The sequence below is a fragment of the Lunatibacter salilacus genome (genome assembly GCF_009797935.1).
Taxonomy (GTDB): Bacteria; Bacteroidota; Bacteroidia; order Cytophagales; family Cyclobacteriaceae; genus Lunatibacter; species Lunatibacter salilacus.
Window position 1 is genome coordinate 244060 of sequence record NZ_VOLC01000006.1, and the last position, 12549, is coordinate 256608.

A 12549-nucleotide genomic window follows, 5' to 3' on the forward strand; every position below is an offset into this window, starting at 1 on the left:
ACCCGTGTACACGTTTCAAATTAGTTTACTACAACCCTCTATGAAAATACTACTGATAGTGCTTCTATTGATCCCGCTATTTTGTCCGGCTGTTTTTGGCCAGTCGGATCCCTCCTACACCTGGCAAGCAGGGGTAAGCAAAGGAATTATTACCCCCGAAAAACCCATGTGGATGGCAGGCTATGCCGCACGCACCCATGAGGCAACGGAAACCTACCACGACCTGTATGCCAAGGTGCTTGTATTGGAGGATCAGGAGAAAAACCAAGTCGTGTTAGTTACGGCAGATATACTTGGATTTCCCAAGAAGATGTCGGACCGCATCCGAACCCACCTGCAGCAAAAATTTGGGTTGGAAAAAAGCCAGATCATACTCAACGGTTCACATACCCACTCCGGCCCCGTGCTGGCAGAGGCGCTTTATGACATTTATCCGCTGGATCAACCCCAACGGACCTTGATAAACGACTACAGCCAATGGCTGGAGGTAAAGATGGTGGAACTGGTAGCTGCCGCCATGGCCGAAAAAACATCAGTTAGGCTTGCATCTGCTAACGGGGTTTCCCGCTTTCAAGTTAACCGCCGCAACAATCCTGAAGCGCAAATCACCAAAGTCAAAGACCTAGCCGGACCTAACGATTACGCAGTGCCTGTTATCAAGGTGGAGAGCGAAAGCGGGGACCTTGTGGCGGTGGTTTTTGGTTATGCATGCCACCCAACCGTTTTGGACCATTATGCATGGTCGGGTGATTATCCGGGTTTTGCCCAGATCGAATTGGAAAAAACATTCCCGGGCACTGTCGCCATGTTTTTCCAGGGTGCTTCTGGTGATCAGAATCCAATGCCCCGAAGGACCCTGCCTCTTGCAGTCCAATATGGAAAAAGCCTCGCGGCGTCCGTAGAGCGGGTTTTGGCTGAAAAAATGACACCACTACCCGCCCAAGTCAAAACCGCCTACCGGGAAATTGACCTTGCCCTGACGCCAGCACCCAGTTCGAATGAACTTGTCAAAATGGCCAATAAACAAAATGGATACATGCAACGCTGGGCCAACCGCATGCTAAAGGAATCTACCGAGGGCAAAGCCTTTTTGGAAAACTACCCCTACCCCCTTCAAATCTGGCAACTGGGAGGGCAAACATTATTCAATATGGGCGGTGAAGTAACCATCGCATACACCATCGCACTCAAGGAAAAATATGGGGAAGATATATTTGTAATGGCGTACAGCAATGACGTCATGGGATACATCCCTTCTGAATTAATTCTGGAAGAGGGAGGCTACGAAGGATATTCTTCCCAAATGGTCTATGGCCTCCCCAGTGCTTGGGAAAAAGGTATAGAGGCACACATCCTGTCAAGCTTCGATGAACTGGCAGGTTCCCTTGGTATTAGGAATAGTCCAGATTAGCCCCATCTATTTGATTTACAGTATAGTTAGTATAAAACAGCGAACCATGAATACCCCTAAAAAATTCAGTGCTTTTACAGCCATTTTGGTTACCCTATTAGTCGTAAACCAGCCCATTCATGCCCAGACAGATTGGGAAGTCCTTTTTGACGGAACCAGTATGGACAAGTGGCGCGGAAAAACAGACCCTGCCTTCCCCGCCCATGCCTGGAAATATGCTGACGGCGTACTGTACCTCGACGGCAAAGGCGGAGACATCATTACCAAAGACACCTATGGGGATTTTGAGTTGGAATTTGAGTTTAACCTCACCGAAAACGCCAACAGTGGGATCAAATATTTTGTCGGCACGCTGGTAAATGAAGAAACAGGTGCTTCTATGATCAACGGTCCCGAATACCAAATCATCGATGACTACAACCATCCCGAAATCAAAAAAGACCCCAACGGACTGAGCTCCACCGGTGCCGCCTACCTGCTTTATCCCCCAAAAAACAAAACGCTACACCCCCAGGGCGAGTGGAATTCCGGCAGGATAGTGGCCAAAGGAAAAAAGGTGGAACACTGGCTGAACGGCGTAAAACTCGTCAGCTACACCCGCGGAAGCAAGGATTACAAAAAACGAAAAGCAGCCACAAAGTTCAAACACGACACCAATTACGGCGAACTGGAATCCGGCCATATTCTACTCACCGACCACGGGGATCAGGTGTATTTTAGGAATATAAGGGTTAGGAGGATTGATTAATACTAGATATTCATGGAAATTAAATAGGTCAAAATAAAGTTGAAATCGGAGCGTAGCGGAGACCCTCGCGGTTCAGGGTATAGTAGATATATGGCCTACGGCCGAAATATGATAGAAATATTGGAGTCGGGTGGAATCGACCCGAAGAGCGTAGCGGTTACGGGGTATGGCTTTTGGGAATTTCGAACTCCGTAAATACTACAAAAGCATCTTCATCAATTCACATGCCTAGCCATTTATTCCCGATGCAGTCAAGCGTAAGTGCATCGTAGTCTGTATGTGGATCTATCCTTCCGTTGGTACGATATCCATCTACAAATGTATAGATTTTGTCCTCTCCTTCCTGTTTTAGGAGGGGGTTGGGGGGTGGTTTTTAAACAAACCTACTACTCCTCCCAAGTACCCTTTTGCCCTACCCAAACAAACTTTCTTCTCACCCCATAAATTTCCTGCTAGGGAGCGGTTGCTCTATGGCCCTTCCACATCTCCGTCACGAAAGGGTCAAAGGTATCTCCCTCACCCTTGGGCCGGGGAAAATTACCACGTTTACTTATGTAAGGGTCATCCTCCCGCATCCGCCGGTCTATACCGGGCGGTCAAATGTCCAAGTAATCCCATACTGACTGATTTCAGATCTTATATTGGTACTATCTGCATAATACGTTTTCCCTGATGCAGTAGAAATCACCAACATCAACAATCCTATCAAACTCCTAATTATCGACTTTATCGTTTTATTGAATCCTAAAAATAGCATAAATGTGTTAACAGTCTAATTAAAAAATTTCAACCTTCAAAATTATTGTATGGACTCCCTCAGAACAATTTTAATGACATCCAACTTTTAATTCAACCAAAAAAATCCGTGTCATCCGTGTTCTATTTTACCATGAAGTGAATTGAACGCTGATTAAACGGATTGGACGGATATACGCAGATTGTTTTAATTGAAGTTGAAAATTAGGACACCACTCAGAAAAATCCGCATTATCCCTGCCTACCGCCTTTAGGCAGGCGTGTCATCCGCAATTTCCGTGTTCAATTTTACTTTGTAGGGAATAGTACGGATTAGGCAATATCCTGCAACCACTTCTCTACAACGTCTCCCCTTCGTTCCGAATACTATTATATTTCAACCATATTTCGGCCGTAGGCCATATTTCTACTATATTTCTACTTTATTTCCACCATATTTCAATCCTCCCAATATCAACAAATATCCAGTATCAATAAATATCAAATTTTAATATTTCAACCGTAGGCTATATTTCCACCATATTTTTATTTCTAAATATCCAGAATAAATATCAATCACACGGGTTCTCCCCTTCGCTCCGGTTTCTATAATATTTTAACCATATTTCAGCCGATAGGCCATACCTGCCTGCATGTTTCTACTAATATCCATTAATATCGAGTATCCATCAATATCAAAATTTCTTACCAACGGATTTTATTTTTATCAAATAAACCTTACTTTTAGAAACATTGATAATCAACCCAATATACCTTGCGGAATTACCTTTTTATAGCGTTGGTTGGTATTGCCCTGCTTGGGGCACTGTTGGTGCTTTTTTCCACCATAAACCAGCCCGATCTAGGGCCATCTCCCGCAAAAACTCCTCAAGATGAATTAAAGACTTTCCAACTCGAACCTGGTCTAGCCATACAGTTGGTTGCTTCAGAACCGCTGGTCCAAGATCCGGTATTCATTCAATTTGATGAATTCGGCCGGCTATGGGTAGTTGAGATGCGTGGGTTTATGCCGGATATTGAGGGATTGGGAGAAAGCGAACCCGTTGGCCGTATCAATATTCTGGAAGACACGGATGGAGATGGGACAATGGATATCAGTACCATCTACCTGGACAGTCTGATCATGCCCCGGGCACTTGCTGTTGTAGGTGATGGAGCATTGGTTGTGGAAAACATGGCACTTTGGTGGACCAAAGACCTGGATGGAGACGGCAAGGCGGACACGAAAGTCATGGTAGATCCGGACTATGCAGGAAACCACCTCCCCGAACATTCCGCCAACGGGCTGCTTCGTGGAATGGATAATTGGCACTACAATTCTAGGTCACGTTTTAGATACAAGAGGGTAGATCCGGAGTGGATCCGCGATACCACCGAACTACGTGGCCAATGGGGAATCAGCCAAGACAATTTCGGCCGCCTAGTATACAACTACAACTGGTCCCAACTACATGCTGATTTGGTTCCACCCAACTACCTAAGCCAAAATCCTTATCACACTCCTACCACAGGCATAGACCATGGCCTTTCCGTTGACCGCCGCATCTATCCTATCCGCCCCAACCCTGCCATTAACCGTGGCTATATACCGGGTATTCTGGATGAAGAGGGCAGGCTACAGGAATTTACAGCAGCTTGTGCTCCTTTCTATTACAGGGGCACAGCCCTTCCTGAAAGCTATTATGGCAATGTCTTTGTATGTGAGCCTTCGGGGAACCTAATAAAACGAAATGTGGTAACTGAAGATGGCATTGTCTTACTCGCCGAAGACCCAAACCCCGGCAGGGAGTTTTTAGCCTCCACCGATGAACGTTTTCGCCCGGTCAATCTGGCTTCCGGCCCGGATGGAGCACTGTATATTGCAGACATGTACCGCGGATTGGTACAGCATGGGGCTTATATCACCCCTTACCTACGGGAGCAAACACTCAGCCGCAACCTGCTCCTTCCAGTCAACCGGGGGAGGATCTGGCGTATTGTACCGGAAGGATTGGAACCCCAGCTTATTCCCAAGCTAGCTACATATGCCTTAGATGAATTAGTTAACACCCTTTTCCATATAAACGGATGGCATCGGGACATCGCCCAACGGCTGCTTGTGGAGCGGAATGATCCCCAAAGCATTCCCATGCTTTGGAAGGCAATCCACAAAAAGGAAGGGAATTGGGGAAAAATTCATGCATTGTGGACCTTGGAAGCACTCGGCGGATTAGAGCCAGGTAGATTAACCAACTTGCTTTTATATCCTGACCCGTATGTCTCCGCTACCGCATTACGGTTGTTGGAACCCTCTGCCCAAAAAAATCTAGAACTCGAACCCATTATTCTCTCAAGAATAACTAAGACTTCGCTCAGTAGTCTGAATCCCTTTGTTCTTCAGCTCGCGTTAAGTGCCCCAATACTTTTGCCTATCTCTTCTTTAGATATTTTGGGTAAAATAATTACGCTGCACGGTGACTCTCCCCTCATTCGTGACGCTGTTCTTAGCGGATTGGAAGACCAGCAGTTTGCCTTTTTACAATTTCTACTTCGCCACCCTGAATGGGACGCCTCCAATCCGGAAAAAGAAGTTGTTTTGGAAATGCTCACTGGAGCAATCATCACCAAAGGCGACAGCAAAGAGGTAGAGCAATTGTTAGTGTTTTTGGAGCAACATCCACCTGCCCAAAACTGGAAATATAAGCCAATTTTAACTGCCTTGACCATTGGAGGTGGGAATAGGCTGGAACCCATCCCTCTCACACAGGCACCAGAAATAACAAAAACAGTAGGTAGCAATAGTCTCTCTCCCCATCAATATACCGCTTTGGCAAATCTTTTTACATGGCCAGGAAACGAAAAAAAGAAGGAACTACTGGCTCAATCTGTCAAATTGACCGCAGTGGAACAAAAACTTTTCGCTCTAGGCCGTCAACATTACCTAAGTACCTGCTCTGGTTGTCACGGAAATGCTGGGGAAGGGGTTAATCGCATGGGACCTCCTTTGGCAGGTTCCGAATGGGTGACGGGAGACCAAAAACAACTTTCGCTGATCGTATTGCACGGCATGGAAGGTCCACTCGAAGTTAAAGGCAAGACCTATGATACTCCCGATATATTACCCGTAATGCCGGCACATACGAGTTTGGATGACGGAACACTTTCGGCGATTTTGACCTATATCCGAAATGAATGGGGAAATAATGCCGGAGCAATAGATAGGAGGTTTATCGCCACCACCCGCAACGTCACCCAAGGACGGGTTATACCCTGGGGTGCTGAGGAACTTAAAACCTATATCCAATCCGAACAAGAGAAATCCCAATAATGCAGAACCCCAATAAATTTAATCGAAGAAATTTTATCCGCCTAGCCAGTTTGGGAGCGCTAGGCCTTCATATTCCAAACTTTCCGGCATGGGCAGCGGGAAAAAAAATGGGGATTGTTGTGCATTCCTATGCTGCACGCTGGCAATCTAAGACCGCAAGTAATCAATATCCTGGGTTCCGGGATGCGGTTGATTTGCTGCACCACTGCCATAGTATCGGAGCCGGGGGAATACAGGTTACTGTCCGGGGTTGGGCATCGGATTTTGCCAAAAAAGTCCGTGATGAACGGGAAAAGTCAGGGCTCTATCTGGAGGGATCGATCGGGCTTCCGAAAAGCGAAGCTGACATGGACCTATTCGAAGAAGAAGTCAAACTGGCCAAAGAAGCAGGAGCCGAAGTTTTACGATGTGTAAGCCTTGGTCCCCGACGATACGAAGCCTTGCATAGTTACAGAGAATTTCTGGAATTTCAGGAAAGAGGATTGCTTGCCTTACAACTTGCTGAACCGGTTTTGAAAAAGTACCGGATAAAACTCGCCGTAGAAAACCACAAAGACTGGCGCTCAGAAGAATTGGTTGCCATCCTGCATAAGCTGGATTCCGAATGGATCGGGGTGACCCTGGACTTTGGGAACAGTATAGCCCTTTTAGAGGATCCAATTTATACCGCCAAAGTATTGGCGCCCTACGTCTATTCCACGCACATCAAGGATATGGCCGTTGAGACTCATGAGCAGGGTTTTCTAATGTCCGAAGTACCTTTGGGTGAAGGTATCTTAGACTTGGGTAAAATTGCAGGCCTTTGTCAAAAATTCTTTCCTTCGATTACCTTTAATTTGGAAATGATCACTAGAGATCCTTTACTTATTCCTTGCCTTACGGCATCGTACTGGCCTACCTTCCATGATCAGATTCCTGCCAGTGCCATGGCACATATACTCGAAATGGTAAAAACCCATCAAACGACACTTCCCAGAACCCGTCAGATGGATATGGAAAGTTTGTTGGCGTTGGAAGAAAAAAATGTACGCCAATCTTTGGCCTATAGTGAAAGTACGCTTAATTTTAATCGTTAACCTTAAACCAATGACTCAAAAATTACCTGGCATCAAACAATTTGACCTAAGCGGCAAGACTGCCGTCATTACCGGGGGCTCAAAAGGTCTGGGTTTGGCTATGGCGGAAGGACTTGCCTCTGCCGGAGCGAATATCGCCCTAGTCAACCGAAATGCAGAGGAGGGCAAAACTGCCGCATCTTACCTAGCTCAATCGTACCCGGTGAAAGCAATGTCCTATGCAACGGACATCACCAAAGAAGACCAAGTTAATGGGATGGTGGATAAAGTCGTAGCTGCGTTTGGCCGCATTGATATTCTAATCAACAGTGCCGGAATTAATATCCGGGGCCCCATCGAAGAACTCAGTCTGGATCAGTTCAACGAGGTCATGCAGGTCAACGTCACTGGAACTTGGCTTTGTTGCAAGGCCGTTATCCCCCATATGAAAGAACAGAAACGGGGAAGCATCATCAACCTAGCGAGTACCTTGGGGTTGGTTGGTTTAGCCAACAGAACGCCCTATACTTCCAGCAAGGGTGCAATAGTGCAAATGACCCGGGCCTTAGGCTTGGAATTGGCTCCCTTTAATATCAATGTCAATGCAATCTGTCCCGGACCCTTTCTCACAGAAATGAATATTCCGGTAGCCGATACCGAGGAGGTCAAGAACTTTATTGTTGGTGCCACGGCATTGGCAAGATGGGGAGAACTACGGGAAATCCAGGGTGCGGCCATTTTCCTCGCCAGCGAAGCCTCCAGCTACATGGTAGGCTCCATGCTCACAGTCGACGGCGGCTGGACTGCAAAGTAAGGTGGTAAAATCTGAATTCAAAATAGCTAAATTTTTCTCAATCATAATTGGTTCTTATCTTTAGATACTACTATTAGTTTCAAAAAAATTAACCATACTTATGATAGAATATCAGAAATACCTCACCATTCATCCTGACCAGCGTTCTGGACAGCCGGGGATAGTATGGAGGAGATTTTGGCACATTTCCCGATGCTCACCCGTGAAGATTTATTAGCCTGCTTGGCGTATAAAAATAAATTATTTTAATTCTTCGTTAATTAAATTATTCAAATACAGATGAGAGGAATTGTTTTCGTGTTTTTTCTACTCCTGACTTCAGCAACTGAGGCTCTGTGTCAAAATATTTATTTTGGTGCTAGGGTGGGTGGATTTATTGCTGATTGGGAAAATTCCGGCTCTCTCTCAACTTTTCAATCAAGAAGTTCCGCAATGTGGACTTTTAACCTTTTTAGCCGACAGGAAATCGTTGATGATTTCTATATCGGAATTGATATCGGCTACAATCGATCTACTGCGGAGCTTAATATTTTACAACCTGAACGAATGGTAGCCAAAGGCAACGGTCCAACACTTGCATTCTGGTCAATTGGGCCAACAGCTAGGAAAGATTTTAATTTTTCCAATGGTAAAATCGGATTTCAAACCTCACTTTCCTTACCTCTAAGTTATATCAGGTTTAACAGGTATAACTATTCTGGCGATGAATTTAGAAGCATAATTAGAGTTGGAGACAAGCAACCTGTCAGGGATATCTTTGTTTATGGTGAAGCGCATACCAATAAAAAATTTAACGTGTTTTTGAGACCTGAGATTGGTTTTTTCTATAGGATGAACCCCAGAAGCAGACTTTCCATAGATGCAATGTGGGGGATCAATACCGGTGAACCCCTCGCTACCAGAAATTTTCATGAGATTATTTACGAAGGCCAAACGTTTACAGAAAACCGTCACACATATGACGGACTATATTTAAGCTTCACAATTGGATATGAGTTAAAATTATTCCAATAAACAAGCATTTGTTAAAAATACCCAGTTGAAGAAATCCCATAGTCAATAAATTTTGGCCGTTCCCATTCTGCGGCAATCTGCGCCATCTGCGGGAAACAAAATCTTCGGTAGACACCATTGATTTTGTCCCAGATAAGCATCAACTATCAAAACCTCCTCTTATTCGGGTTTAAAATCGAATAGCCAATAAGCTCATCATATCTAGAACCCATCTCGCGGTAGTAGAAAAAAACCTCGTACTCGTTTTCTGTCTGAAAGTGGGATCCCTCTAATGCCTCGGTATCCCAACCATCAGAAGTCTTGAGCCCATATTGATAATCGTACCAGCCCTGCTTCAAAAACAAAGTAGACTGGTACATGCCCTTCTTTTGGTCATAGACCATCTTGGCCTCCGGAAGTTTTCCCCAGTTGGTAAGAGCACCAAGGACATAGGGCGGTTCTGGAAGGGGTGGAGATTTTAGGTTTAGAGTCAATAATATATATTCACTTTCGAGTTCGTGATTTTGCCGCTCGGCGTTCATAATCATAAACTGTCCATTCAAATCCAAGTATTCTAGATAACCTTGTCCCTGTCGGGATGCATCTATACCTGCCTCAGCAAATACCACATCTTCTTCCATCCTAACTGCGGTCACATTTCTACCCACAGTCCGCACAAAGCGTATATCCACGAAGCGAAATTCATTGCCCGCACTAAACGTATTGGTGCCGTCGAACAGCTGGTATTGAATTTCTTTCCTATCCTCCCGAATTGCTGTGGGCTTAAGGCCTACGATAGCCAGGTCATCACGTTGGTTTTGGCGGATTACGATTTTGGTTGCGTTCAGGGGATCAAACAGTTCCCTGTTATTATAATTTACGTTAACATTGATCTGCTGGGAATCCCTTCTGTCCTGAGTCCGACTGGGCGGCACTACGGCAGCTCCCAGGGTAACCTGGTTTTGGAACACCATAAATTTTTTCGTAAATACCGTTTGGGATTCATCTCTCCCCCTATATACTTGGATAATGTAATTGCCGGATTTGGTGACTGGGGGTATGGCAAAGGTATAATGGATATAGGGTACACGGGTATTAATGGCGTATTCGTACTGATTGACATTAAATTCGTTGTATTGTTGCAAAAAATCAGCATCCCGAAGTCTTGAAGGCGTCCAGTCCACGTTGCAGTGAATGATTTTTGCCGAAAACATTTCTGCTTCGTATGCAATGTCATCAAAATGCAGGACTAAGGACGCCGCTCCACTCATGGATATAACTGGTGGATTAGTCTGGGTGGAAAAATCCGCTCCGCCTGGGTACAGCCTTACTGCCTGAATATTTTCGTCAAAGACTTGGTCTTCAAAGGATTTCTGCGCAAAAGATGGTCCCTGTGCCAACATGACTGACACTATTACCAGAAAAATCAAACGTACATTTAATCCCATAATTCCTGTTATAATCAAACACCCTGCCACTTCATGTTTGCGGATTTGCTACTTGACTGCCAATGAACCCTGCAATTCCTCAATTTCCTCAGCAAGCTCTTCCCAAGCCCCATTCAAAGAGGCTTCTTTAGTCACCGCTGTCTGATACCGATTGTTTAACTTTTCGAGCTCAGGAAGATCTTCAAATACCTTAGGGTCTGCCATCAATACCTCAAGCCGTTGCTTTTCTTCTTCTGTCTCCATGATCTGCTCTTCGAGTGCCGCAAGCTCCTTTTCCTTCAATTTCAATTCCTTCTTCACCCGGTTTTGTTCTTCAACGGATACACTTACTGGGACAGGCTTCTTTTCCTTTTTCACGGGAACGACTACCTGTTCTTTCTGTTTTTGCTGTGATTCCCAGTAGATATATTCATCGTAGGTCCCGGGGTATTCCTTAATTTGATGGTCTTCTATATACCAAATTTTGTTGGCAACACCTTTGATAAAATGCCTGTCGTGGGACACGGTGACGAAAGTTCCTTCGTATTGTTGCAATGCTTGGATTAGGATATTGACTGATTGCATATCCAAGTGGTTGGTAGGTTCATCCAACAACAGAAAGTTCGCTTCTGAGATCAGCGTCTTAGCCAAGGCGACCCTGGATTTTTCACCACCGGAAAGTACCTTTATCTTTTTAAAAACATCGTCATTCGAAAAGAGAAAGCAGCCTAGTACACCTCGGAGTTCGGTTTCGCTTTTACTGCTACCAGCCTGTACCATTTCCTGCAGGATCTCGTTGTTGAGGTCCAGCGCTTCCAGCTGATGTTGGGCAAAGAACGATTTGATCACATTGTAGCCTTCTTCCCTATGCCCGGTGAAGCTCTCAGATCCGTTAATAATACGAAGAACAGTAGATTTCCCCTTTCCGTTGGCTCCAATCAGGGCAATTTTATCTCCCCGCTCTATCCGCGCATGGGCCAGGTCCAGAATCTTTATGTCTCCAAAGGATTTGGATATTTTGTCCAAAACTACAACGTCTCTGCCCGATTTTTGGGAAAATTTGAATTTGAAATTGACGGAAACATCATCACTGACGACTTCTGAGATCTTATCCATCCGATCCAAGGCTTTGATCCGGGATTGGACCTGATTGGACTTTGTGGCTTTGGCCCGAAACCGATCAATAAACTTCTCCGTCTGCTTGATCATCTGCTGCTGGTTCTCGAAGGCATTCTGCTGGATTTCTTCCCTGGCGGTCTTTTCCTTCTTATAATAATCGTAATTTCCGGGATAGCTGGTTAGTGTCTGTCGGGAAACCTCCACGGTGACTTCGGTAGCATTGTTGAGAAAGGTCTGATCATGTGAAACGACGATAACAGACCCCTCATAATTTTTCAAGTAATTCTCTACCCACTGAATAGACGGAAGGTCAAGATGGTTGGTAGGTTCATCAAGCATCAGCAGGGAGGGCTTTTCAAGCAGCAGCTTGGCAAGCATGACCCGCATACGCCAACCCCCGGAGAAAGTCTTCAACGGTCTGTTTAGATCAGCTGTCTGAAATCCTATGCCTTCGAGCACTTCTTCTGCTTTGGCCTTGATGGTATAACCTTCGTTGGCTTCGAACTTGTCCTGCAAAGTGGCTAATTTCTCCATGATGGCATCGGAATGGTCAGTCTCCATCTTTAGGAGAACCTTATCTATTTCCTTTTGTAGATTAAGGGTTTCCTTAAAAGCTTCCAAGGCTACATCCAAAATGCTGTCTTCTGACAAATACGAAAGTAGATCCTGGTTCAGAAATCCGATAGTGCAATCCTTGGCTTTTTGGATGTCCCCACTGCTGGGAAGAATATCTCCGTTTATAATTCGGAGCAAGGTGGACTTTCCGGTACCGTTGAGTCCCACCAAGCCTATTTTGTCTTTTGGTTTGATATGTAAGGAGGCATTTTCATACAATGCCCTTCCTCCTATGAAATAGGAGAGGTTGTTTATTGAAAGCATGGTGCAAAATTAGAAAAAGCTGGGGATAAATGGAAAGTTT

Annotated in this window: 8 protein-coding genes and 1 pseudogene; 7 read left to right on the forward strand and 2 right to left on the reverse strand. The window is 45.1% G+C overall.

The window, feature by feature from the left end; translation table 11 throughout:
• Positions 1-40: 40 nt before the first annotated feature.
• From FQ608_RS10495 to FQ608_RS10525, 7 genes and pseudogenes are all read left to right on the forward strand, one after another.
• Positions 41-1411, forward strand: a complete 1371-nt coding sequence (locus FQ608_RS10495) for a neutral/alkaline non-lysosomal ceramidase N-terminal domain-containing protein (RefSeq protein WP_158858184.1) — start codon at positions 41-43, stop codon at positions 1409-1411.
• Between the two features lie 46 nt (positions 1412-1457).
• The gene (locus FQ608_RS10500; RefSeq protein WP_158858186.1) at positions 1458-2159 is read left to right on the forward strand and encodes a 3-keto-disaccharide hydrolase; all 702 of its coding nucleotides are present in this window, start codon (positions 1458-1460) and stop codon (positions 2157-2159) included.
• 1510 nt (positions 2160-3669) lie between these two features.
• The gene (locus FQ608_RS10505; protein WP_158858188.1) at positions 3670-6222 is read left to right on the forward strand and encodes a DUF7133 domain-containing protein; all 2553 of its coding nucleotides are present in this window, start codon (positions 3670-3672) and stop codon (positions 6220-6222) included.
• Positions 6222-7298 (forward strand): sugar phosphate isomerase/epimerase family protein, encoded by a 1077-nt coding sequence (locus tag FQ608_RS10510; protein ID WP_158858189.1) that lies wholly within the window; start codon positions 6222-6224, stop codon positions 7296-7298. Before FQ608_RS10505 ends, FQ608_RS10510 begins: the two co-directional genes overlap by 1 nt.
• 10 nt (positions 7299-7308) lie before the next feature.
• Positions 7309-8091, forward strand: a complete 783-nt coding sequence (locus FQ608_RS10515) for an SDR family NAD(P)-dependent oxidoreductase (RefSeq protein ID WP_158858190.1) — start codon at positions 7309-7311, stop codon at positions 8089-8091.
• A gap of 159 nt (positions 8092-8250) precedes the next feature.
• Positions 8251-8340: pseudogene (locus FQ608_RS28025) on the forward strand (DUF433 domain-containing protein); the annotation flags it as partial.
• Between the two features lie 30 nt (positions 8341-8370).
• The gene (locus FQ608_RS10525; RefSeq protein WP_158858191.1) at positions 8371-9105 is read left to right on the forward strand and encodes a hypothetical protein; all 735 of its coding nucleotides are present in this window, start codon (positions 8371-8373) and stop codon (positions 9103-9105) included.
• A gap of 146 nt (positions 9106-9251) precedes the next feature.
• Here FQ608_RS10525 and FQ608_RS10530 read toward each other — a convergent pair whose 3' ends face one another.
• Entirely contained in the window at positions 9252-10532 is a 1281-nt protein-coding gene (locus FQ608_RS10530; RefSeq protein WP_158858192.1) for a type IX secretion system plug protein, read from the reverse strand.
• Positions 10533-10580: 48 nt separating this feature from the next.
• On the reverse strand, positions 10581-12509 hold the full coding sequence (locus FQ608_RS10535) for an ABC-F family ATP-binding cassette domain-containing protein (RefSeq protein ID WP_158858193.1): 1929 nt from the start codon (positions 12507-12509) through the stop codon (positions 10581-10583).
• Between the last annotated feature and the right edge of the window lie 40 nt (positions 12510-12549).

Coding starts and splice junctions, on each gene's coding strand:
- FQ608_RS10495 (WP_158858184.1), top strand. CDS start 41: ATGAAAATACTACTGATAGTGCTTCTATTGATCCCGCTATTTTGTCCG.
- FQ608_RS10500 (WP_158858186.1), top strand. CDS start 1,458: ATGAATACCCCTAAAAAATTCAGTGCTTTTACAGCCATTTTGGTTACC.
- FQ608_RS10510 (WP_158858189.1), top strand. CDS start 6,222: ATGCAGAACCCCAATAAATTTAATCGAAGAAATTTTATCCGCCTAGCC.
- FQ608_RS10515 (WP_158858190.1), top strand. CDS start 7,309: ATGACTCAAAAATTACCTGGCATCAAACAATTTGACCTAAGCGGCAAG.
- FQ608_RS10525 (WP_158858191.1), top strand. CDS start 8,371: ATGAGAGGAATTGTTTTCGTGTTTTTTCTACTCCTGACTTCAGCAACT.
- FQ608_RS10530 (WP_158858192.1), bottom strand. CDS start 10,532: ATGGGATTAAATGTACGTTTGATTTTTCTGGTAATAGTGTCAGTCATG.
- FQ608_RS10535 (WP_158858193.1), bottom strand. CDS start 12,509: ATGCTTTCAATAAACAACCTCTCCTATTTCATAGGAGGAAGGGCATTG.